Here is a 23,214-nt window from a genome sequence, read left to right as displayed (position 1 = left end):
ATGATTTCATAACATTAAGGTAACATATCAGAAAACATTCGTTTATACATTTGCCAAGTTTTAAATGTATTAAAATGGGAGATCCATATATTTTAATGTTAATAGCACTTGCTGGTCTTGCTATTCTTGATCTGGTAGTAGGTGTTAGTAACGATGCTGTAAATTTTTTAAACTCAGCAATTGGTTCAAAGGCCATTCCTATTAAGACAATCATGATTATTGCTAGTGTGGGTGTTTTCTTTGGAGCCGCAACCTCTAGTGGAATGATGGAAGTTGCGAGAAAAGGAATTTTCAATCCTAATATGTTCATGTTCGAAGAAATTATGTACATATTTATGGCAGTAATGATAACCGATATTTTATTACTTGATATTTTCAATTCTCTTGGAATGCCAACGTCAACTACAGTTTCTATTGTATTTGAATTATTAGGAGCTGCTGTTGCTATAGCTTTATTAAAAATTACTGCAACCGATGCATCAATTAATGAAATTTGGAAGTACATCAATAACGAGCAAGCTACAAAAATCATATTAGGAATAGTACTCTCCGTAATTGTTGCCTTTACCGTTGGAGCGATTGTACAATATTTTTCGAGATTAATTTATTCTTTTAATTTTGAGTCTAGACCTATTTATATTAGTGCCTTATTTGGTGGTTTTGCTATCACTGCTATTACCTATTTTATTATTATAAAAGGGTTAAAAGGAACAGATTTTTATGAGAATATCAATGGAGTTATAGAAGCTAATACTTCATATATTATTGCTGGAAGTTTTGTTTTATGGTCTGCACTATCCTACAGTTTGATTCGATTTTTTAAAATTAATATTCTAACTGCTATTATTGCTATAGGAACATTTTCATTAGCAATGGCATTTGCTGGTAATGACTTGGTAAACTTTATTGGTGTACCTATTGCTGCCTTAAACTCTTATAACGCTTGGGAAGTTTCTGGAGTCGCTGCAAATGAATTCTCTATGGGTATTTTAGCTAAAAAAGTTCCTTCTAACACGTTGTTATTATTTTTAGCTGGAGGAATTATGGTGATTACTTTATGGACTTCAAAAAAAGCCCGTGCTGTAATTGAAACTGGAATCAATCTATCTCGTCAAGGAGACGGACATGAAAAGTTTCAGCCTAACAATGCGTCTAGAGTTGTTGTTAGAATCGCTATGCTTACTAACTTAGGATTAAATAAATTAATTCCAGTTAAAACACAAGATTATATAAATTCAAAGTTTGAAAAACCAGTAATTAAGTTACCAAAAGACAAAACTTACGAATTACCAGCTTTTGATTTAGTTCGTGCTTCCGTAAACTTAATTATGGCTAGTATCTTAATATCTATTGCTACTTCAATGAAATTGCCTTTATCTACTACCTATGTAACATTTATGGTAGCTATGGGAACTTCATTAGCAGATAGAGCTTGGGGTAGAGAAAGTGCTGTATACAGAGTTGCAGGTGTAATTAACGTAATTGGTGGTTGGTTCTTAACTGCAATTATTGCGTTTGCTGCTTCGGGTATTATTGCCTTTTTAATCTATTGGCATACCGCTATGATTCCAATATTATTGTTGGTTGTAATTGCTATGTTGGTTAGAACAACACTTCAATACTCTAAAAAATCAAAAGAAGAAAAGAAACAACAATATGTAGAAAGAGCTGAATTAATTTCTATTAATGAAGTTATTGAAGAAAGTTCTGGGCATATTGCAAATGTTGCTGATAGAGTAAATAAATTATACTCAAGTGTTGTAAATGATTTAGCTACGCACGATTTAAACAAACTTAGAAAAACTGAAAAGCATGTTGCTAAATTGAATAGTGAAATTGAAAGTTTAAAAAGTGGCGTGTTTTACTTCATTAAATCATTGGATGACACTTCGGTTCAGGCTAGTAAATTTTATATTTTAATACTTGGTTATCTTCAAGATATTGCGCAATCAATTAGCTATATTTCTAAGTCTACTTACAACCATGTTAACAATAATCATAAAAATCTTAAAAAGCCACAGCTAAAAGATTTAAAACATATTGATAACAAATTAAGTGACTTACTTCAAGTCATAAGCGATGCTTTTGAGTCTAAACACTTTGATAATTTAGATCAAATTTTAATCGGTAAAAAAGAGCTTTTAAAAGAAGTATCTGAATCCATTGAAAGACAAGTCGAAAGAATTCGTACGTACGAAACTAGCCCGAAAAACACTACGTTATATTTTAGTATTTTATTAGAAACACAAGATTTAGTTTCTGGTTTAATTAACTTACTAGAAAACTATAACGAGTTTTATATTAGCACAAAAATGACAATTTAGTCATCAAGAAACATAAAATAAAAAACGCTCGAATTCAATTCGAGCGTTTTTTATTGGTCTTAATTCACTTCTATTTAAAAGAGTTTAAAACTTCACTTAAAAAATGATTTACATCTGCATTTTTAGTAAGTCCTAAACGAACTATTACAATTTCTTGCTCCGGAAGAATAAAAACATTTTGTCCCTGATATCCATTAAAAGAAAACATACTTCTAGGCACATCAGGATACCTTCCTCCATCATTTAACCAAATCTGAGCTCCATACCATCCATCTGAAGTTGGTGTTGGAGTAGTTGCATACTCTACCCAATCTTCATCAAACAGAAAATCTCCATCCCAGTTTCCATTATGTAAATACAAAAGTCCAAACTTAGCCCAATCTCTAGCCGTAGCCCAAGCATACGAAGAACCAACATAGTTTCCAGCCATATCCGTTTCAACAACCATTGAGTTCATTCCTATTTTATCAATCAATGCACTATACCAAAAATCTAAGTACTCTTGATGCGTTGTAAACTGCTTTCTTAAAATTCCAGATAATAAATTTGTAGTTCCTGAAGAGTAATTCCAGGACGCATTAGGGCTCCCAGTTAAAGGTTTATTTAATTGAATCTTGGTAACGTCATCAGTTAAAAACAACATCTTTGTAACATCAGAAATTGTGTTATAATCTTCATTCCATTCCAATCCGCTATTCATTTGTAATAAATTATGAATGGTAATAGCTTTTCTTTCATCGTCTTTCCATTCCTCAAAAGGAGCTCTATCATATACATTTAATTTCCCTTGACAATGAAGAATCCCAAATAAGGTACTCGTAATACTTTTTGTCATAGACCAACCAAGTAATAACGAGTTTTTATCGAAACCTTCATCATACTTTTCTACAATTATCTTGTCTTTATAAATAACAAGAACTGCTCTAGTTTTATTAGTATCATTAAACATTTCATTAACAGAAGCGTTTAACTTATCATAATTTATATTTGAAAAAATAGAATCTTTCGGTTCTGCATTTCCATAAGGAAACTCTGTAACAATATCTGGTTCGGTTCTTTTAGGTGTAGGCATGCTATTTTTATCAAATTGCACTCCGTCAACTAACAACAAACTACCAAACCCCTCTCTATATACCGATATACGATTCAATAAACCAAAAGCAGATGAATAAGCTATCTTAGTTTCTTCATCAATTCTATTTTCCGCTAAATGTATAGGAGAAAAATTAGTATCGGTACTATCGGTAAAAGCCAAATTTCGTTTTGCTAAAAAAACAGAAGAACCCGTCATTTTTGCAGAATAACCAGCAATAATGTTAAGTTTTGGATAATTGTAAAAAACAATTAAAAGTAATACGGTGAAAAGTAATAATAAACTTCTCTTTACTATTTTCATATGAAGTTGATTTTAAACAAATGTAAGAATTTAACTGTTTGATTGTTCGTTTAAGAACATAGCCTTATTTTTGTTATAAATTATTTTTCATGTTTGATATTCATAAAATCCGTGAAGATTTTCCAATCTTAAAAAGAGAGGTTCACGGGAAACCATTGATATATTTTGATAACGGGGCTACCTCACAAACGCCTAAACAAGTTATCGATACCATAGTTGATTATTATACTAACTATAACGCAAATATTCATCGTGGAGTACACACCTTAAGCCAAGAAGCCACAGATAAATATGAAGAAGCTCGTATTAAAATTCAGAAACATTTTAATGCAAAGCATTCTTACGAGATGATTTTAACAGCTGGAACCACCGAAAGTATTAATATAGTTGCCTCAGGATTTTCTTCTCTTTTAAAGAAAGGTGATGAAGTAATTGTGTCTGCTCTAGAACATCATTCTAACATCGTTCCTTGGCAAATGATGTGCGAAAAAACTGGAGCTACTTTAAAAGTATTACCTATGGATGAAGATGGTTCTTTACGAATGGATTTGTTTGATGAGCTATTAAACAGTAATACCAAATTAGTGTTTTGCAACCATGTTTCGAATGCTTTAGGAACCATAAATCCTATTGAAACAATTATTCATAGAGCTCATAAATTTGGGGCTTATGTTCTAATTGATGGCGCTCAGGCATGTCCTCATATAAAACCCGACGTTCAAGAATTAGATGTTGATTTTTATGTTGCTTCTGCTCATAAAATGTGTGGTCCTACTGGTGTGGGTGTTTTATATGGAAAAAAAGAACTGTTAGAATTATTACCTCCTTACCAAGGTGGAGGAGAAATGATAGAAACTGTTACGTTTGAAAAAACCACGTATGCTGGTTTACCTCATAAATTTGAAGCTGGAACACCAAATATATGTGGCGGAATTGCTTTTGGTGCTGCTATTGATTATATGAACTCTATTGGTTTTGAAGCTATACAACAAAGAGAAAACGAACTTTTAATATACGCTACCGAAGAGTTGAGTAAAATAGACGGACTTAAAATTTACGGTACAGCGAATAAAACTTCTGTTATATCGTTTAATATAGAGAATATTCATCCGTATGACATCGGAAGCATCTTAGATAAACTAGGAATAGCAGTAAGAACAGGACATCATTGCGCGCAACCTATTATGAACTTTTATAAAATTCCTGGTACTGTGAGAGCATCCTTATCATTTTATAATACTAAAGAAGAAATTGATGTATTAGTCAAAGCTGTTAATAGGGCAAAAATGATGTTAAGTTAAGCTTCTCTTTTAAGTCAAAAATTCAAAAAAAGGCATTGTTAAATTTATAAATTTCAATGCCTTTTTTTATTAAAATTACACAAAATAGCCTTTTTTTGTTTTAAAAAAAACATGAAAACTGACATTTTTTTTACATAAAAACACCTTTTAAGTCAATAATAATAAGGGATTGGTAAAAAAATTAACATTTTTTTAGAGATTTCGCTTTTGTATGTAAAAAAAAGTTATTTTTAGCATCACAAAATTTTAACATTATTACTAATTTATTTAAGCTATTTTAACATTAATGTTAAATTTTGTAAATGGGGAGAAAAAAATCATGCCCTTTGGTTTTTTTCACAATTATTAAATTTTAAATTTTACAAAATGAAAAAAGTTTTATTGAGCATCGCTGTTGTAGCTAGCTTACTAACTGGATGTCAAGATGAAAACTCAAGAGAGGATGTTACATTAACACAAGAAGCAGTCGTAGATATGAGCGACTTCTATGTACAAACTACCGATGAAACAGCAGGAAGAGGAGTAAATTCTCAATGTCAATCAATGAAGGTATTAAACCGTCAATTGAAAGAAAATCCTGGACTTTACAAACAAATGTACGACATAGAGTACAACACTAGAAAACTTATCGCTGCTAAAAAAGGAAACGGAAACGGCGGTGGTGGAAACACCGGTGGTGGCGGTGGAGGTACAACTCCTCCAACAGATGATGGTTTAGGAGTAATCAATATTCCTGTGTATGTACACGTTGTATATTCTAATTCGCAACAAAACATTTCTGATGCTCAAATAGCATCTCAAATGAATGTTTTAAACGATGATTTTAGAATGCAAAATGCTGATGCAAATAATACTCCAGCAGAATTTGCTGCTGTAGCTGCTGATACAGAAATTACTTTTTCTTTAGCAGGTACTTTCAGATATGCTGACTCTAGAAGTTCATGGGGAACTAACGATGCTGTTAAAGCTGCTTACCCTCCAGTTTCACCTTCAACTCACTTAAATATTTGGGTGTGTAACATTGGTGGAGGAATTTTAGGATATGCACAATTCCCTGGAGGTAACTCTTCTACAGATGGTGTAGTATGTTCTCCTCAGTACTTTGGTACTACTGGATACGTACAAGCTCCATTTAACAAAGGACGTACTATGACTCACGAAGTTGGTCACTACTTAAACTTACGTCACATTTGGGGAGACGGTAGATGTCGTCAAGATGATTTCGTATCTGATACTCCAACTTCAGACGGACCTAACTATGGTTGTCCTAGCTATCCAACTGTAAATTGTCGTTCTACTGACATGACTATGAACTATATGGATTATACTGATGATGCTTGTATGAGTTTATTCTCTCAAGGTCAAAAAGCAAGAATGAGAGCTACATTCCAATCTGGAGGTGGTAGAGCTTCGATCTTAAACTAATAAACACACAATTATTATTTATATTAACCTAAGTAGTTCATAAGTAAAAATATTATTTATGAACTTCTTCTCAAAAAGCCCTTACAAATGAGAAAAATAGTTTTATATATTGTAGCAGCTGCAACTTTATTAATAGGTTGCCAAAACAACGAAACTGAACAACCAGTAGAAACTAATGACGAAGTTGTTGCTCAAAAAAATGCTAAGCAATGTTTTACAATGGACAAGTTAAATGAAAATTTAGCGCTAGATCCTAGTTTAGCAGGAAAAATGGCTAGTATTGAAGAACAAACTTTTAAATTCATTTCAGAAAATGAAAATCTTCAAGGTAGATTAGTTAATGGAAAAATTCAAATTCCTGTAGTTTTCCATGTAATTTACAACAGAGCTAGTGAAAATTTACCTTTATCTGTTTTACAAGATCAGATTGCAGCGTTAAACGAAGACTTTAACTTACAAAATCCAAACAGAGGTGCTATGCCAGCTGAATTTGCAGCTGTAGAAGCAAATGTTGGTATTGACTTTGTTATTGAAGATGTAATTAGAGTTAACAGCAGAAAAAGAAGCTGGAGACCAGATGACTCTATGAAGTTTACTTCAAGCGGAGGTAGCAATGTAGTTAACCCACAAGAGTTCTTAAACATCTGGATTGTTAACGACATGCCTTACAGAGGAGGTACTATCTTAGGATATGCTCAATTTCCAGGAGGAAGTTGGTCTACTGACGGTGTAGTATTAGGAAGTAGATTTGTTGGTAGAACTGATAGAACAGCTACTCATGAAGTTGGTCACTGGTTAAACTTACGTCACATTTGGGGTGACGGTGGTTGTGGTGCTTCTGATTTTGTTGCTGATACTCCAGATGCTGCAGGACCAAGTAGAGGTTGTCCAACTTACCCAACTGTTGAGTGTGGTACAACTAACATGACTATGAACTTTATGGATTATTCTTCTGATAGCTGTATGTATATGTTTACAAACGGTCAAAAAGCAAGAATGGATGCAGTTTTTGCAGCTGGTGGATTTAGAGCTACAATGGCTGATTAATCGCACAATTGAAAATTATTATATTTATAAGCGCCATAATTCATGGCGCTTTTTTAATTAAAAAAACATGAAAACAGTTATCACTTTAGTAATTATTTTAAGTTCTTTAAGCTGTGTTTCACAGAAAAAAAATCAGAATGAGACCATTAAAGAAATAGAATTTAGTGCTCAAACAAGAGGAGCAATGGAAAATATTAAATTAGTTGATCAAAATCTTGAATATAAAACATACAACGAAACAAAAACTATTGTATTAAGTAATGAACAAACAAATAAACTATTTGATCTTATAAAAAAAATACAATTAGCTAAAATTCCTGAATTTAAAGCTTCTTCAGAGAATAGAGCTTCCGACAGAGCTATGCATGCAACTTTTAGTATAAAAACTGATAAAACAACGTATATTTCAGCTCAATTCGATGATAATAATCCACCAAAGGAATTAAAAGAAATTATAGAACTATTTAGACAATTCGTTAATTAAAGCGAATTTACTTTCTTCCAAAATCTGCTGGAATTTCACCCCAAACTTTGGTTTCCCATTTTAAAATAGGGTTAGAATATTTGTTTTCCTGTAACCATTTCTCTGCTCTTTTAATAAGATTAAGGAGATCGCTATTTTCTTTATCAAAAACAACATTAGTTCTACACTGTTTCTTTTGAACCCAACTCATTGCAATTTTTGAATCAGTGTAAATGGGATAAGTATCTAATTTTTTCTGCTTCAAAAAGGCTAATCCATGAACAATAGCTAAAAACTCTCCTATATTATTAGTTCCTTTTTTAAAGGGACCTTGTATAAAGATTTGCTTTTTTGATTTGGTATCCACTCCCCTATACTCCATAATACCAGGATTTCCTGCACATGCAGCATCAACTGATAAACTTGTGAGGATAGGTTTACCATATTTTTCAAGCTCTTTTTTTGATAGAACTTCTTTCTTGGTATTTACTCCTTTATAGTCGTTATACATTTTCTTGAATGCTATTTTAGCCTCACTTTCACTTAAAAATGATTTATACTGAGCTCCTTCAAAACCATTAATTTGTTTTTTACATTCTTCCCATGAAGTGTAAACACCTGGCTTTTTTCCTTTCCAGACGACGTAATATTTAGTCTTCTTAGCCAATTTTATCTTCTAAAATAACTTTTTCAACAACCTCTGGAAAGAATTTATATTCCAACTCATGTACCTTATTTGCAATATCTTCAGGTGTATCATCGAAAGTAACTGGTGTTTTTGCTTGAAAAATAATAGCACCTTCATCATAATTTTCATTAACAAAGTGAATTGTTATCCCTGTTTCCAGTTCTAAATTCTCTTTTACAGCCTTATGGACATTCATCCCATACATGCCTTTTCCACCATATTTAGGTAACAATGCTGGGTGAATATTGATAATTTTATTCGGAAATGCTTCAACAATTTTACTAGGAACCCTCCATAAAAAACCTGCTAAGACAATATAATCTGCTTCATTTTTAAGGAAATTTAAAACTTCATCTGATTTAGAAAACTCAGACCTGTCAAAAGCTAATGTTTTGATATTTAGTTTTTTACATCTATCCAAAACTTTGGCATGCTGGTTGTTAGTAAGCACATGAGTAACATCAATAGATTTTTTAGTTTGAAAAAACCTTATAATATTTTCGGCATTACTTCCAGAGCCAGAAGCAAAAATTACAATTCGTTTCATAATCTACAACACTATATAGTTACTGCAAAAAAACAATAATTATTAACATCTGTGTGGTCTTAAGAAAAGATTTTTTTATTTTAGACCCCACATTTTCGGGCAAAAATTAGAATTAAAACCTAAGATTTGTATTTTTGCCTCGATTTTAAATTTAAAAATTAAAAAATTATGTCAGACATTGCATCAAGAGTAAAAGCAATTATCGTTGATAAATTAGGAGTAGACGATAACGAAGTAACTAACGAAGCAAGCTTCACTAACGATTTAGGAGCAGATTCTTTAGACACTGTTGAGTTAATCATGGAATTTGAAAAGGAATTCGATATTCAAATCCCAGACGATCAAGCGGAGAACATTGCTACAGTTGGTCAAGCAATAAGCTATATTGAAGAAGCTAAAAAGTAAGGATATATGCAATTAAAACGAGTTGTTATAACTGGACTTGGCGCATTAACGCCAATAGGAAATAATATTGAAGAATATTGGAATGGCTTAGTTAACGGAGTTAGCGGCGCAGCCCCTATTACATATTTTGATGCTGCCAAGTTCAAAACTCGTTTCGCTTGTGAACTGAAAAACTTCGATGTAAAAGATTACATCGATAGAAAAGAGTCTAGAAGAATGGACAGGTTTACTCAGTATGCCTTAATTGCTTCTGATGAAGCGATTAAAGACGCTGAATTAAATCTTGATTCTGTTGACAAACTTAGAGTTGGAGTAATTTGGGGTGCCGGAATTGGTGGTTTAGAAACTTTTCAAGACGAAGTTTTAAACTATGCAAAAGGTGACGGAAGCCCTAGATTTAATCCTTTCTTTATCCCTAAAATGATTGCTGATATAGCTCCTGGACATATTTCTATAAAACATGGATTTATGGGACCAAACTATACAACTGTATCGGCTTGTGCATCTTCTGCCAATGCTTTAATTGACGCTCTTAACTACATTCGACTAGGTCATTGTGACGTAATCGTATCAGGAGGTAGTGAAGCAGCTGTTACAATTGCTGGTATGGGTGGTTTTAATGCAATGCATGCTTTATCTACTAGAAATGATAATCCAGAAGTAGCTTCAAGACCTTTTGATGCTGAAAGAGATGGTTTTGTTTTAGGTGAAGGTGCTGGAGCATTAATTTTAGAAGAGTATGAACACGCTAAAGCAAGAGGCGCTAAAATTTATGCTGAGGTTATCGGTGGTGGTTTATCTTCTGATGCGCATCACATGACTGCTCCTCACCCTGATGGTTTAGGAGTAATAGCAGTAATGAAGAACTGTTTAGAAAACGCAGGAATTAAACCTGAAGAAGTTGACCATATTAACACGCATGGTACATCTACACCTTTAGGTGACGTTGCTGAGTTGAAAGCAATTTCAGAAGTTTTTGGTGATCATGCTAAAAACATAAATATCAATTCTACAAAATCTATGACAGGCCATTTACTTGGTGCTGCTGGTGCAATAGAAGCCGTTGCTTCTATTTTAGCCATGAAACATGGAATTGTTCCTCCAACTATTAATCATTCTACTAAGGATGAAAATATAAATCCTGACTTAAACTTAACACTAAATAAACCTCAAAAGAGAGATATTAAAGTTGCAATGAGTAACACATTTGGATTTGGAGGCCATAATGCCTGTATAGCTTTTAGAAAGTTAGATTAATTAAGCTTATTATATGAATTTTCTTCGCAAAATAGTTAATCCCAAAACTAAAGAGGACGAAGAATTTTATTACGATTTAAAAGCACTGCTTAATTTTAAGCCTATAAAACTTTTTCACTACAAAAAAGCTTTTATTCATCGTTCTCTTAAAATGACGGACAGTAAAGGCAAACCTATAAATTATGAACGTTTAGAGTTTTTAGGTGATGCAATTCTAGGCTCTGTTATTGCTTCTTTTTTGTATAAAGAAGCTCCTAAAGGAGATGAAGGCTACTTAACCCAAATGCGATCTAAGGTAGTTAGTAGAGAAAGTTTGAATAAATTAGGAAAAGATCTCGACTTAATTCGGTTTGTTCAAAGCAACATTAACCAAAATCAAATTGGAGAAAATATTCATGGTAATATTTTTGAAGCACTAGTGGGCGCAATTTATTTAGATAGAGGTTATAATTATTGTCATCAATTTATATATGACCAGGTAATTATACCTTATGTAGATTTACAAAAGCTTGAAAATAAAATATCTAGCTATAAAGGCTATATTATCGAATGGTGTCAAAAAACAAAAAGGAAATATGTTTTTGAGAGTTTTGAAGATACCGGAAGACAAGTTCAAAAACATTTCAGTGTAATTGTTTACATTGATGGGCAAAAAATTGCAAAAGGAAGAGCAACTTCAAAGAAAAAAGCAGAAGAAATGGCTGCTAAAAGAGTCTATTATTCTTTTCAAAATGAAATTAATGATACTGAATAGCTAGAATCGAAATCGTTTTCGTTTTTTTCACAACATCTTATCATTACATTCTTTAACTTAGCATATTAGTAATTTAAACGGTTTATGCAAGTTCACACGGTAAGTTTAGAGGATTTTTCTTGTGCTGATTATCATATTTTAGGCATTCATAGTGCTCTTGAAGATTATCAACTGGCTTATCTATTGAATTCGTTTTTAAGGGTTCATTTTAAACGCTGTGAAAACGACATTGATTTAAAGACCAAAACCAGCGAATCCTTTTTCCCACTGTATGAATTTACAGATGATTACAATGATAACGTTTGGTATTTAATTTCAAATGTTTATAAAACAAATAGTAAAGATCCTTTTAATGGTTTATTTGCCGAAAGTGAAACCCGATCGTATTTAATTCCTGAAAAAAAGAAAGTAGATTATTTCTTAAAAATAGAAGGAGAATTTACTGAGAATAAAATAGAAAACATAAAAGGAGTAATCCATCAAATACCTGGTGTAATTACTTCATACAATATTGATACAAACACACTAAAATCTAAAGAATTTTTAATTTTTTAACCTATGCCACATAACAAAAAAACAAAGATCGTAGCAACACTAGGTCCTGCAACTAACACCAAAGAAATCCTTGCCGAAATGGGAGCTGCTGGTGTAAATGTATTTAGGATTAATTTTTCTCATGCAGACTATGATGTTGTTAAAGAAAGAATACGTCAGATTAGAGAGATTAATGAAGAGAGAGGCTATAACGTTGCGATTTTAGCCGATTTACAGGGTCCAAAGCTACGCGTTGGAGTTATGGAGGATGGCGTAGAAGTTAAAGCTGGAAACACTTTTATTTTCACTACTGAAGAATGTATTGGAACTGAGGAAAGAGCATACATGACATACCAACAATTTCCAAGAGACGTAAAAGCTGGTGAGAATATTCTTGTAGATGATGGTAAACTTCAATTTGAAGTAATTTCAACTGATAAAAGTAAAGAAGTAATTACAAAAGTGATTGTTGGTGGACCTTTAAAATCTAAAAAAGGAGTAAATCTACCTAATACAAATATTTCTTTACCTGCATTAACTGAAAAAGATAAAAAAGACGTTGTATTTGCCTTAAAACAAGAGGTAGATTGGATTGCTCTATCTTTTGTGAGAAATCCAGAAGATTTAAGAATGTTACGTGATTTAATCAAACAAAAATCACGTTACAGAGTACCTGTAATAGCAAAAATTGAAAAACCTGAAGCTGTTGAAAATATTGATGCATTGATTCCTTATTGTGATGGTTTGATGGTTGCAAGAGGAGATTTAGGTGTTGAAGTACCTATGCAAGATGTTCCTTTGATTCAGAAAATGCTTGTTAGACGTGCTAAAAAAGCTAGAATACCTGTAATTATAGCTACTCAAATGATGGAAACTATGATTGAAAACAGTGTTCCTACGAGGGCTGAAGTTAATGATGTTGCCAATTCTATAATGGATGGTGCTGACGCTGTTATGCTTTCTGGAGAAACTTCAGTTGGTAAACACCCTGTAAGAGTTATTCAAAAAATGACTGAGATTATTGGAAGTGTTGAGTTTTCTGATCTAATTAAAGTACCAATAGAGGCACCTCATATTAGAACCAATCGCTTTATCACCAAATCTGTATGTTACCATGCTGCTTTAATGGCTGATGATATTAAAGCTTCGGCTATTTCTACGTTAACAAATAGTGGTTATACAGCTTTTCAAATATCTGCTTGGAGACCTAAATCCCATGTTATTGCATTTTCATCTGAAAGACGCATTTTAGGTAAGCTAAATTTATTGTGGGGTGTAAGAGCCTTCTATTACGATAGAGAACTGAACACAGACGACACTATTAAAGATTTAAATGAAATCATCAAAGAAAAAGGATTTGTTAAATCAGGTGAGTATGTTATTAATTTAAGTTCAATGCCTGTAGAAGAAAAAGGTATGGTTAACACTCTTAGAGTATCTCAGATAGATTAACAATAAATAACTAAATAAAAAGGCCCGTAAAATTTTTACGGGCCTTTCATTTAATATCTAAAAAAATTTTTTTAGTCAGCAAGTATAATTGCTTTATTATCTTTCATCTCAAGTGTTCCTGAGTTAATAGTAAAACTTAACTTACCATCATTTTCTTTATTGAATCTATTTTGAAACTTTTCATCAATTGAAGCATTTGCAGCATCAACTCTTACTTTTCCAGAAGTCAATACAGAAACAATAGGTGCGTGATTATTTAAAATTTGGAATTCTCCATTAATACCAGGCACTGCTACTGATGTTACATCAGAAGAAAAGATTACTGCTTCAGGTGTTACGATTTCTAAAAACATTATCTAAATTGTTTTTATTAATTATTATGCTTCAGCTAACATTTTCTCACCAGCCTCAATAGCATCTTGAATAGATCCTCTTAAGTTGAATGCAGCTTCTGGATACTTATCTAACTCACCATCCATAATCATGTTGAATCCTTTAATTGTGTCTTTAATATCAACTAGAACACCAGGAATTCCTGTAAATTGCTCAGCAACATGGAATGGTTGTGATAAGAAACGTTGAACACGTCGTGCTCTGTGAACTACTAATTTATCTTCTTCAGATAATTCTTCCATACCTAAAATTGCGATAATATCTTGTAATTCTTTATAACGTTGTAATAATTCTTTTACTCTTTGTGCACAGTTATAGTGCTCGTCTCCTAAGATATCTGGAGTTAAAATTCTTGATGTAGAATCTAACGGATCTACTGCAGGGTAAATACCTAGCTCTGCAATCTTACGAGATAATACAGTAGTAGCATCTAAATGAGCAAACGTAGTTGCTGGTGCTGGATCCGTTAAATCATCAGCAGGTACATAAACTGCTTGTACTGATGTAATAGAACCTTTTTTAGTAGAAGTAATACGCTCTTGCATTGCTCCCATCTCTGTTGCTAACGTTGGTTGGTATCCTACTGCAGATGGCATACGACCTAATAAAGCTGATACTTCAGAACCTGCTTGTGTAAAACGGAAAATATTATCAACGAAGAATAATACATCTTTACCTTGATCTTCCCCTGCTCCATCACGGAAATACTCAGCAATTGTTAATCCTGATAACGCAACTCTTGCACGTGCTCCAGGTGGCTCATTCATTTGTCCGAATACGAAAGTAGCTTTAGAATCTCTCATAGTATTTTTCTCTACTTTTGATAAATCCCATCCACCTTCTTCCATTGAGTGCATAAAATCATCTCCGTATTTAATAATACCTGATTCTAACATCTCACGTAATAAATCATTTCCTTCACGAGTTCTCTCTCCAACTCCTGCAAATACAGATAAACCTCCGTGCCCTTTTGCAATGTTATTAATTAACTCCTGAATTAATACTGTTTTACCTACACCAGCACCACCGAACAATCCAATTTTTCCTCCTTTTGCATAAGGTTCAATTAAATCGATAACTTTAATACCAGTAAATAAAACTTCAGTAGAAGTAGATAATTCTTCGAATTTAGGAGCTTGACGGTGAATTGGCAATCCATTTGCACCTTCTTTTGGTAAATTCCCTAAACCATCGATAGCTTCTCCTGTTACATTAAATAAACGTCCATAGATATCCTCTCCGATTGGCATTTGAATTGGATTACCTGTAGCTACTACCTCTTGACCTCTTTTAAGACCATCAGTAGCATCCATTGAGATTGTACGAACAGTATCTTCACCAATATGTTGTTGAACTTCTAAAACTAATGTAGATCCATCTGCTTTTTTTATCTCTAACGAATCATAAATATTTGGTAATTCAGCATTTTCTGTATTGAACTCAACATCGATAACTGGACCAATAATTTGAGAAACTTTACCTGTTATTGTAGACATTACTTTCTGTAATTTAGTTATTGTATTTATTAAGTGATGTTTATCCCACTTTTCAGAGCGCAAAGGTAATTTTTTTATGACAATATAAAAAGTCTTTGTATATTTTTTTTAAAAAAGAAGAAAGCCTTGCGAATGCAAGGCTTTCTTTAATCTATTTTTGGGTATCGATTACTTCTTTAAGTTAATCTCTACACGTCTGTTTTGTGCTCTACCAGCTCTAGTTTTGTTAGTAGCGATTGGGTAATCTTCACCTAATCCAACTGAACTTAATCTGCTTGCAGGAATTCCTCCTTTACCAGTTAAATAATCTAAAACAGCTTTAGCTCTTCTCTCAGATAATTTTTGGTTATTAGCAGCAGCTCCTTGGCTATCAGTGTGACCTTCGATGTTGAAGTTAGCATCTGGATATTCTTTCATGATTCCAGCAATTAAATCTAACTTTCCAGTTACACCTGGTCTGAATGAATCTCTACCAGAGTTGAAGTAGATAGCTCTAGCGAACTCGTCTAATTTCTTCTTAGCCTCTTCAGTAATTACTGGCTTAGGCTCTGGACATCCTTGTCTTGAAGCAACACCAGGAACATCTGGACACTTATCTACGTTATCTTTAACACCATCGTTATCTTTATCTCCCCAAGGACATCCTCCGTTTTCAGCAGGACCAGCCTCGTTTGGACAGTTATCTTTGTTATCAGCGATACCATCACCGTCAGCATCTGGACAACCATTCATAGCTTTAGTACCAGCTTCGTTTGGACAAGCATCATCTTTATCAGCAATACCGTCACCATCAGCATCTGGACAACCGTTTAATGCAGCAACACCAGCTTCGTTTGGACAAGCATCATCAGAATCTTTGATACCATCACCATCAGCATCTGGACATCCGTTGAATTCTTTTAAACCAGCAACCTCTGGACAAGCGTCGTTCTTATCATAAACACCATCTCCATCAGTATCTTTTCCACCGAAACGGAAAACTAAACCAAGAGAGTGTTGGAAATGATCTTGTACTTTGTCAGCAAATTCTTTCTTAGCTCCAGTTTGGAAGTTAACACCAATGTTATCATTAAACCAAACATTGAAACCAGCACCTACGTTTAATGTACCTTCACTACCTTCAACAAAGTTACCAGCTTCCATTCTTCCGAAATCAACAAAACCTCCACCTACGTATACATAAGGATCCCACCATGCAGTGTCTCCGAATAAGTGGTTTAAATCCCATTTTGCGATTAAATCAACAGCCCAGTAAAGCTCATCGATATCTTCTTCTGAAGCGTAAGTTTTAACTTTGTTTATAGACCCTGCTAACTGTAAAGAAAACCCATCATTTAAGTATCTATCAATACTAATTCTTGAAATTGAAGGTAAAGTATTATCTGCCCACTCTCCAGTTCCTATATAATCTTTCATATAGTCACCAAATTCAGATGGAATTCTCACATCAACAGTGTTAATACCGAAACCTACAGCCCAAGGGTTGTTTTCGTCTTGTGCGTTAACGTTACCAAACGTTAAGAACGCAACCATAGCTAACATAGCTAATTTTAATTGTTTCATTATCAAAAATTTAAATTAAAAGTTCGTTTATATATAACGCAAATGTAAGTTCTTAAAACTTATTTACAAAAGCAAATCTACAAAAACTTATAAAAAAAACAAGTTTTTATCCTCCGAATTACTAAATTACGTTTAACTCTTTTCCTACTTTAATGAATGCTTTTATCGCTTTGTCAAGATGTTCTTTGTCGTGAGCCGCAGACAATTGCACTCGTATCCTAGCTTGTTCTTTAGGAACTACTGGGTAAAAGAAGCCAATTACGTAAATCCCTTCTTCCAATAATTTATTGGCCATTACTTGAGAAAGCTTTGCATCATATAACATTACTGGAACAATTGCAGCATCTGCCCCTACTAAATCAAAACCTGCCTTCTCCATTTCTGACCTAAAGTAGTTTGTATTCCACTCTAGTTTATCTCTCAATGATGTATCATTCGACAATAAATCAAACACCTTCAAAGAAGCTCCAACTATTGCTGGGGCTAATGAATTCGAAAATAAATACGGTCTTGAACGTTGGCGTAAAATTTCTATAATTTCCTTTTTCCCTGTGGTATAGCCTCCCATCGCTCCTCCTAATGCTTTTCCTAGAGTTCCTGTAACTATATCTACTCTACCTAGTACATTTTTTAACTCTAAAGTACCTCTACCAGTAGCTCCAATAAAACCAGCTGCATGACATTCATCTACCATAACCATAGCATCATATTTTTCTGCTAAATCACAAATCTCATCGAGTTTAGCTACGATACCATCCATAGAGAAAACTCCATCTGTAACTATTATTTTGAACCTATGATTTTGTTTGTTTGCTTCGATTAATTGCTCTTCTAAAGAACTCATATCGTTATTATTATATCGATAACGAGCTGCTTTACACAAACGAACACCATCAATAATAGAAGCATGATTTAAACTATCTGATATAATTGCATCGTCTTTTGACAATAATGGTTCAAATACTCCTCCGTTAGCATCAAAAGCTGCTGCATACAAAATAGTATCTTCTGTTTGGTAAAACTCTGCAATTTTAGCTTCTAATTGTTTGTGTATATCTTGAGTTCCGCAGATAAAACGAACTGAAGACATTCCAAAACCATGAGTATCCATAACATCCTTTGCTGCCTGAATAACCTCTTTGTTATTAGATAAACCTAAATAATTATTTGCGCAAAAGTTAATTACTTCTTCTCCTGTAGAAATTTTAATAACAGCATCTTGAGAAGATGTTATGATTCTTTCACTTTTATATAATCCAGCATCTTTTATATCCTGAATCTCTTTTTGTAAATGTTCTTTGATTTTTCCGTACATATTTAGTTTGTTTGCTGGGTAAAATTAGTCAATTTCTTTAACTAACACAGTATCGTTTAAATAGACTAATATTTTTTTCTCGATTTTAAAACCCAAATTATGAAGTTCTTGAGCATACAAATTTAACTGGTTTAAATGTGCATCATTTTCAATTCCAGTTTTGTAATCAATTATTGTTATTTTATCTTCCTTAAAAATTAATCTATCTGGGATAATTAAAGCGTTCGTTACTGTTATTATTTCTTTTTCATTATACACCTTAACTCCTTCAGAAAAATAGCCCCTTAATAAATCGTGTTGAACAACCTTTTTTAGTAACTTTTGTATCTGATTTAGTAATTTCACAGAGGAATCTCCTCGTAATTCATAATAACTAATTACTTTTTCTATATCTGCTTCTACATAAATTTGTGAGAGAATTTCATGCACTAAATTTCCATACTGAATTGATTTTTCCTGACTAATATCCCACAACTTAGAATCACTTGGCAGTAATTTTATATTGTGATGTTGCCAAGGTATACTGATGAATTTTTCTTGAATTTCAACTTGCTGTTCTTTTTTTTCCTTCTCACTAACTCTTGCAACATCTCCAAAAGTATATTCTAACTTACCTTCTTCCCACAAACCAGCTTTTTTTAAGAACGAAATAAATATCCCTGAATAGAAGTTGGTGTTTTCGCCTGATTTAGAAATTTTATTCTCCGTAATTACATGAAGTTGTTCTACTGCTCTAGTTAGCGCTACATATAATAAGTTTAAATTATCTAATTCCAGTTCTTCAATCTGTTGTTGATACATTTCAACACCACGCTGACTAATAGTATTTAGCGATTTATTAAAATCGATTAATAGCTCTTTAAAGTTCTCAAATGTTGGAGGTAAATCATCAAACCATACTTTAGGCTTTACCTGTCTGTATACATCCAAATCGTAAGGAAAAACTACCACTGGAAACTCCAATCCTTTAGATTTATGAATGGTCATAATATGAACCGCATCTGCATCTTCAGAAGTAACAATACTTAATGTATCTTTTTTTTGATTCCAGAATTCTATAAATTCATGAATATCTTTTCCTTTGTTTTGTTGATCTAACACAACATCTAGAAAAAACTGCACATATGCATTAGACCTTGTTATCAGTTTAAAACTTCGAATAATATATTCAATCTTTTCGTAGGTTGGTAATTCTAAATAAATGTTCAAATTAAAATCTACGCCAAACAACTTTAATTTCTCAAAGAAATCAAAAATTTCTTCTTTAATAAGACCTTCATAAAAATCATGCGCTTCTTTTGAAATAGAAAGATGATGTTTTAAAAAATGTAAGATTTCAAACTTCTTTTCTTCATTATCTGACTGAATTATAAACTGAATTAAATCGACAATAAAAATTACTTTCTCATTGTTTTTTAGCAGTAACGTTTCTGAAGATATGATAGGAATTCCTTTTTCAGACAAATAATCTGCTACTATAATTCCCTCACTCTTTTTCCTAACTAAAACTGCAATTTCATTAAGTGCATACTGTTCCTTTAAATGAACTATTTTATCATACACTTTTTTAGGGTACTTTTCTTCCTCTACCGCTTTATCTTCTTCTTTTTCGAGAAAAGAAATGGTTACACATCCTCCTTTTTTATGATTTTGTAACTGTTTATTTCCTTCGACAAATAATTGTTGATAGTTTTGATTTCCGAAGAATGAGCTTACATGCTGAAAAAACAGGTTGTTAAAATTTACAATTTCAGAAAAACTTCGGTAATTGGTATCTAGTATGTTTACACTTTTACTAGCTTGAAAAATTACATGCTCCTCGCTACTCAAATCAATAAATTGCTCAGCTTTTCCACCTCTCCAACGATAAATAGCTTGTTTTGCATCTCCAACTAACAACAGACTACTATTTTCCTGCGCTAATGCATTGTCAATAAGCGGAACTAAATTTTCCCATTGCAATACAGAAGTATCTTGCATTTCGTCTATAAAATAATGCATAAAACGTTGACCAATTCTTTCGTAAATAAAAGGTGTTGGTTGATTTTTAATGTTGTCTGAAATCAATTGGTTGAATTCAGCATTTAATCGGATGTTATTTTCTTCTTTTAAGTTTTGTAATTCCGAATTTATAGAGTTCAGTACTGCAAGAGGAATCAAACTTTTTAAAGCCAAATTATTTAAAAGATAGACTCCATAATATTCTTCATATAATTTTTTTGATTCCAAGTACAATCGTTTAAAATCATCATACAAATCGTTTATGCTACCTTTCGCTTCACTACTCGCTTTTGCTGCGAACAAGTTTTTGTCTTGCTCAAAGTTCTTATTGATTCTCCCATCAAATTTTAAATCACCATCATTTAGAGACTTAAGCCTTAGTAATTTTTGAAAATGATTAGGAACCTCTCCTGAATAAGCAAAATCTGAAAACTCTAGGTTGTTGTTTTTTATCAATGATAATGCTTCTGTGGCAATTTCTGCAAACAATGATTCTATATGAGTATTTGATTGTACTAGTTTCGTTTTTAAGCCAAAAAAATCATTAATTGATTTATCTGCTAAATTTCTAAAATGTGTTACATCATTTTCATTCAATAAAACTTTAGAAAATTCTTTTAACTCATAACTAATGTCCCACGATTTATCTTCATCTATCTTAGACAAAGAAAAATCAATCAACAATTTTGTTAGTTCTTTATTAGTCCCAATCTTAGAAATTAATATATCTACAGCTTCATTCAGTAAAGAAACTGCATCCATTTCCACTTCAAAATTGAGTGTTAATCCTAAATCATGTGCAAAGTTCTTAATAATTTTATGGGTAAAACTATCAATAGTGGTAATAGAGAACGCAGAATAATTCTGTAAAATAGCATCTAATATTTTAGTACTTCTGTCTTTAATAGTTTCTCTATCTAAAGATGTTTCTTGAACTACTTGATTGACAATTTGATTAGGGACATCTTCTATTACATCTGCAAAAGATTTTAACACTCGTTCCTTCATTTCTCCAGCAGCCTTGTTAGTAAATGTAATCGCTAAAACTTTTTGAAAATAAAACACATCTGAAGATTGTAGTAACACCTTTAAATACTCTTTAACTAGCGTAAAAGTTTTTCCACTACCTGCAGATGCGTTAAATATTTGAAATGAAGGAATGTTGTGCACTACTGAATTTTTATGCAATTTAGGATTTTATATAAAAAACTCGGCTGTTTTAGAATCGACAATTTCCTTTATTCTGTTAAATACTTATGTAATTTCAAAATGACACGAGTTTTAAAGTATCTTCGTTTAACAAACAAACCTATTTAACTATTTAATGAGCAGTATCTTGAAAATTGGGATGGCGCAAATTGCACCTGTTTGGCTAAACAAGGAAAAAACAATTGAAAAAGTGAATTCCTATATAGTGAAAGCGGCTAAAGAATCATGCGATTTAGTAGTTTTTGGTGAAGGATTGCTACCAGGATATCCATTTTGGTTATCTATCACCAATGGCTCAGCGTTTAACTCTCCAATTCAAAAAGAGATACATGCTCATTATTTAAAAAATGCGATTACTATTGAAAAAGGTGATTTAAACAGTATTTGCAAAACCGCAAAAGAAAATTCAATTGCTATATATCTTGGTATTATTGAAAGAGCACAAAATCGAGGTGGACACAGTTTGTATTGCTCATTAGTATACATTGATAAAAACGGAGAAATTCAGTCGGTACATAGAAAACTACAACCTACTTATGAAGAACGTTTAACTTGGTCTCCTGGAGATGGTAATGGACTTAAAGTTCATCCATTAGGAGATTTCACAGTTGGAGGTTTAAATTGTTGGGAAAATTGGATGCCGTTACCAAGAACAGCCCTATATGCACAAGGAGAAAACTTACATATCGCCGTTTGGCCAGGAGCCGAAAAAAACACCTTTGACATTACTAAATTTATTGCAAAAGAAAGTCGATCTTTTGTAGTATCTGTGTCTGGATTTATGACTTTTGAAGATTTTCCAAAAGACACTCCTCATTATGATGTTATTATAAAAAATGCTCCAAAAATTTTAGCTAACGGTGGTTCTTGTATTGCTGGTCCCGATGGAGAATGGGTAATTCCGCCAGTTGTTGGAGAAGAAGGTTTGTTCACTGGAGAAGTAAACTATCAAAAAGTATTAGAAGAACGACATAATTTTGATTGTGTTGGTCATTATTCTAGACCAGATATAACTAAATTAACTATCAATAGAGAACGACAATCAATTATCGATTTTTCATGAGATTAAGAGAATTAAACACCGCGCTTTTATTAGTTGATATCCAAAAAGGATTTGACAATGAAGCCTATTGGGGAGGCAATAGAAACAACAAAGATGCAGAAGAAAAATGTGCTCAAATACTAGCTGAGTGGCGTAATTTAAATTTACCTATTTATCACATTCAACATAGTTCTCAGAACCCAAATTCATTGTTACATAAATCTCATCCTGGATTTGAAATTCAAGATGTTGTAAAACCATTATCCCACGAACCTGTAATTATAAAAGATGTAAATAGTGCCTTTATTGGAACCAATCTTGAAACTCTTTTAAAAGACAGAAATATCAAAAACGTTGTAATTGTTGGGTTAACTACCAATCATTGCATATCTACTACAACAAGAATGGCAGGAAACTTAGGGTTTGAAACCATTTTAGTTAGCGATGCAACTGCAACTTTTGATAGAAAAGGATTGAATGGAAAAATATTTTCATCAGAAACTATTCATCAAACTACCCTAGCAAACCTACATGAAGAATTTGCTGATGTAATTAGTACTATTGAATTGTTGAGTAGAGTTTAACATTCTTTTAAAACACAT

Annotated in this window: 20 protein-coding genes; 12 read left to right on the top strand and 8 right to left on the bottom strand. The window is 32.6% G+C overall.

Translation table 11 applies throughout. From position 1 onward, the window contains the following. Positions 1–74 precede the first annotated feature (74 nt). The gene (locus EV195_RS01780; protein WP_132792079.1) at positions 75–2,324 is read left to right on the top strand and encodes an inorganic phosphate transporter; all 2,250 of its coding nucleotides are present in this window, start codon (positions 75–77) and stop codon (positions 2,322–2,324) included. A 70-nt stretch (positions 2,325–2,394) separates the two neighbouring features. Here the strand turns inward: EV195_RS01780 and EV195_RS01775 are convergent, their stop codons facing one another. Next, entirely contained in the window at positions 2,395–3,720 is a 1,326-nt protein-coding gene (locus EV195_RS01775) for a serine hydrolase domain-containing protein (protein WP_132792076.1), read from the bottom strand. An 89-nt stretch (positions 3,721–3,809) separates the two neighbouring features. Here EV195_RS01775 and EV195_RS01770 point away from each other — a divergent pair, with 89 nt between their 5' ends. The 4 genes from EV195_RS01770 (at position 3,810) to EV195_RS01755 (ending at position 7,977) form a co-directional block, all read left to right on the top strand. After that, positions 3,810–5,021 carry an aminotransferase class V-fold PLP-dependent enzyme gene (locus tag EV195_RS01770; protein WP_132792073.1) on the top strand — a complete coding sequence of 404 codons (1,212 nt, stop codon included), beginning with the start codon at positions 3,810–3,812 and terminating at the stop codon, positions 5,019–5,021. Positions 5,022–5,387: 366 nt separating this feature from the next. Further along, positions 5,388–6,446: a zinc metalloprotease gene (locus tag EV195_RS01765; RefSeq protein WP_132792070.1), complete on the top strand. Its 1,059-nt coding sequence runs from the start codon at positions 5,388–5,390 to the stop codon at positions 6,444–6,446. Between the two features lie 87 nt (positions 6,447–6,533). Then, positions 6,534–7,493, top strand: a complete 960-nt coding sequence (locus tag EV195_RS01760; protein WP_132792067.1) for a zinc metalloprotease — start codon at positions 6,534–6,536, stop codon at positions 7,491–7,493. Positions 7,494–7,560: 67 nt separating this feature from the next. Next, the gene (locus EV195_RS01755) at positions 7,561–7,977 is read left to right on the top strand and encodes a hypothetical protein (RefSeq protein ID WP_132792064.1); all 417 of its coding nucleotides are present in this window, start codon (positions 7,561–7,563) and stop codon (positions 7,975–7,977) included. Between the two features lie 7 nt (positions 7,978–7,984). Here the strand turns inward: EV195_RS01755 and EV195_RS01750 are convergent, their stop codons facing one another. Further along, complete coding sequence (locus tag EV195_RS01750; RefSeq protein WP_132792061.1) at positions 7,985–8,623, bottom strand: ribonuclease H1 domain-containing protein; 639 nt, start codon at positions 8,621–8,623, stop codon at positions 7,985–7,987. After that, positions 8,616–9,191: a phosphoribosylglycinamide formyltransferase gene (gene purN, locus EV195_RS01745; protein WP_132792058.1), complete on the bottom strand. Its 576-nt coding sequence runs from the start codon at positions 9,189–9,191 to the stop codon at positions 8,616–8,618. The genes EV195_RS01750 and purN overlap by 8 nt, the downstream gene beginning before the upstream one ends. 168 nt (positions 9,192–9,359) lie before the next feature. Here purN and EV195_RS01740 point away from each other — a divergent pair, with 168 nt between their 5' ends. The 5 genes from EV195_RS01740 to pyk all read left to right on the top strand — a co-directional run bounded on the left by EV195_RS01740 (position 9,360) and on the right by pyk (position 13,593). Next, the gene (locus EV195_RS01740; protein ID WP_075340350.1) at positions 9,360–9,596 is read left to right on the top strand and encodes an acyl carrier protein; all 237 of its coding nucleotides are present in this window, start codon (positions 9,360–9,362) and stop codon (positions 9,594–9,596) included. A gap of 6 nt (positions 9,597–9,602) precedes the next feature. Next, the gene (fabF, locus tag EV195_RS01735) at positions 9,603–10,853 is read left to right on the top strand and encodes a beta-ketoacyl-ACP synthase II (protein WP_132792055.1); all 1,251 of its coding nucleotides are present in this window, start codon (positions 9,603–9,605) and stop codon (positions 10,851–10,853) included. A gap of 13 nt (positions 10,854–10,866) precedes the next feature. Next, on the top strand, positions 10,867–11,607 hold the full coding sequence (rnc, locus tag EV195_RS01730) for a ribonuclease III (protein WP_132792052.1): 741 nt from the start codon (positions 10,867–10,869) through the stop codon (positions 11,605–11,607). Between the two features lie 84 nt (positions 11,608–11,691). Next, complete coding sequence (locus tag EV195_RS01725) at positions 11,692–12,162, top strand: IPExxxVDY family protein (RefSeq protein WP_132792049.1); 471 nt, start codon at positions 11,692–11,694, stop codon at positions 12,160–12,162. Between the two features lie 3 nt (positions 12,163–12,165). Beyond that, positions 12,166–13,593 (top strand): pyruvate kinase, encoded by a 1,428-nt coding sequence (gene pyk, locus EV195_RS01720; protein ID WP_132792046.1) that lies wholly within the window; start codon positions 12,166–12,168, stop codon positions 13,591–13,593. A 71-nt stretch (positions 13,594–13,664) separates the two neighbouring features. Here the strand turns inward: pyk and EV195_RS01715 are convergent, their stop codons facing one another. The 5 genes from EV195_RS01715 to EV195_RS01695 form a co-directional block, all read right to left on the bottom strand. Continuing rightward, positions 13,665–13,946, bottom strand: a complete 282-nt coding sequence (locus EV195_RS01715) for a FoF1 ATP synthase subunit delta/epsilon (protein ID WP_132792043.1) — start codon at positions 13,944–13,946, stop codon at positions 13,665–13,667. Positions 13,947–13,970: 24 nt separating this feature from the next. Beyond that, a complete protein-coding gene (gene atpD, locus EV195_RS01710) occupies positions 13,971–15,482 on the bottom strand; it encodes a F0F1 ATP synthase subunit beta (protein WP_132792040.1) in 1,512 nt (503 codons plus the stop codon). Between the two features lie 168 nt (positions 15,483–15,650). Continuing rightward, positions 15,651–17,045: an OmpA family protein gene (locus EV195_RS01705; RefSeq protein WP_132792037.1), complete on the bottom strand. Its 1,395-nt coding sequence runs from the start codon at positions 17,043–17,045 to the stop codon at positions 15,651–15,653. A 121-nt stretch (positions 17,046–17,166) separates the two neighbouring features. Next, positions 17,167–18,360 (bottom strand): glycine C-acetyltransferase, encoded by a 1,194-nt coding sequence (kbl, locus tag EV195_RS01700; RefSeq protein ID WP_132792034.1) that lies wholly within the window; start codon positions 18,358–18,360, stop codon positions 17,167–17,169. A gap of 24 nt (positions 18,361–18,384) precedes the next feature. Next, positions 18,385–21,549: a UvrD-helicase domain-containing protein gene (locus tag EV195_RS01695; protein WP_243693046.1), complete on the bottom strand. Its 3,165-nt coding sequence runs from the start codon at positions 21,547–21,549 to the stop codon at positions 18,385–18,387. Between the two features lie 136 nt (positions 21,550–21,685). On the opposite strand from EV195_RS01695, the gene EV195_RS01690 reads away from it, so the two are divergent. Then, positions 21,686–22,633, top strand: coding sequence for a carbon-nitrogen hydrolase family protein (locus tag EV195_RS01690; protein ID WP_132792031.1), 948 nt, complete (start codon positions 21,686–21,688; stop codon positions 22,631–22,633). Then, positions 22,630–23,196: a cysteine hydrolase family protein gene (locus EV195_RS01685; RefSeq protein WP_132792028.1), complete on the top strand. Its 567-nt coding sequence runs from the start codon at positions 22,630–22,632 to the stop codon at positions 23,194–23,196. Before EV195_RS01690 ends, EV195_RS01685 begins: the two co-directional genes overlap by 4 nt. Positions 23,197–23,214: the final 18 nt, after the last annotated feature.

Origin of the sequence: Tenacibaculum skagerrakense (assembly GCF_004345825.1) — a bacterium.
GTDB lineage: Bacteria > Bacteroidota > Bacteroidia > Flavobacteriales > Flavobacteriaceae > Polaribacter > Polaribacter skagerrakensis.
Note: the sequence above shows the minus strand (reverse complement) of the source record. Positions and strands in the feature narration are given on the sequence as shown.

Excerpts from the sequence above, each read along its gene's own strand:
- EV195_RS01780 (WP_132792079.1), top strand. The coding sequence starts at position 75 with ATGGGAGATCCATATATTTTAATGTTAATAGCACTTGCTGGTCTTGCT.
- EV195_RS01775 (WP_132792076.1), bottom strand. The coding sequence starts at position 3,720 with ATGAAAATAGTAAAGAGAAGTTTATTATTACTTTTCACCGTATTACTT.
- EV195_RS01770 (WP_132792073.1), top strand. The coding sequence starts at position 3,810 with ATGTTTGATATTCATAAAATCCGTGAAGATTTTCCAATCTTAAAAAGA.
- EV195_RS01765 (WP_132792070.1), top strand. The coding sequence starts at position 5,388 with ATGAAAAAAGTTTTATTGAGCATCGCTGTTGTAGCTAGCTTACTAACT.
- EV195_RS01760 (WP_132792067.1), top strand. The coding sequence starts at position 6,534 with ATGAGAAAAATAGTTTTATATATTGTAGCAGCTGCAACTTTATTAATA.
- EV195_RS01755 (WP_132792064.1), top strand. The coding sequence starts at position 7,561 with ATGAAAACAGTTATCACTTTAGTAATTATTTTAAGTTCTTTAAGCTGT.
- purN (WP_132792058.1), bottom strand. The coding sequence starts at position 9,191 with ATGAAACGAATTGTAATTTTTGCTTCTGGCTCTGGAAGTAATGCCGAA.
- EV195_RS01740 (WP_075340350.1), top strand. The coding sequence starts at position 9,360 with ATGTCAGACATTGCATCAAGAGTAAAAGCAATTATCGTTGATAAATTA.
- fabF (WP_132792055.1), top strand. The coding sequence starts at position 9,603 with ATGCAATTAAAACGAGTTGTTATAACTGGACTTGGCGCATTAACGCCA.
- rnc (WP_132792052.1), top strand. The coding sequence starts at position 10,867 with ATGAATTTTCTTCGCAAAATAGTTAATCCCAAAACTAAAGAGGACGAA.
- EV195_RS01725 (WP_132792049.1), top strand. The coding sequence starts at position 11,692 with ATGCAAGTTCACACGGTAAGTTTAGAGGATTTTTCTTGTGCTGATTAT.
- pyk (WP_132792046.1), top strand. The coding sequence starts at position 12,166 with ATGCCACATAACAAAAAAACAAAGATCGTAGCAACACTAGGTCCTGCA.
- EV195_RS01715 (WP_132792043.1), bottom strand. The coding sequence starts at position 13,946 with ATGTTTTTAGAAATCGTAACACCTGAAGCAGTAATCTTTTCTTCTGAT.
- atpD (WP_132792040.1), bottom strand. The coding sequence starts at position 15,482 with ATGTCTACAATAACAGGTAAAGTTTCTCAAATTATTGGTCCAGTTATC.
- EV195_RS01705 (WP_132792037.1), bottom strand. The coding sequence starts at position 17,045 with ATGAAACAATTAAAATTAGCTATGTTAGCTATGGTTGCGTTCTTAACG.
- kbl (WP_132792034.1), bottom strand. The coding sequence starts at position 18,360 with ATGTACGGAAAAATCAAAGAACATTTACAAAAAGAGATTCAGGATATA.
- EV195_RS01690 (WP_132792031.1), top strand. The coding sequence starts at position 21,686 with ATGAGCAGTATCTTGAAAATTGGGATGGCGCAAATTGCACCTGTTTGG.
- EV195_RS01685 (WP_132792028.1), top strand. The coding sequence starts at position 22,630 with ATGAGATTAAGAGAATTAAACACCGCGCTTTTATTAGTTGATATCCAA.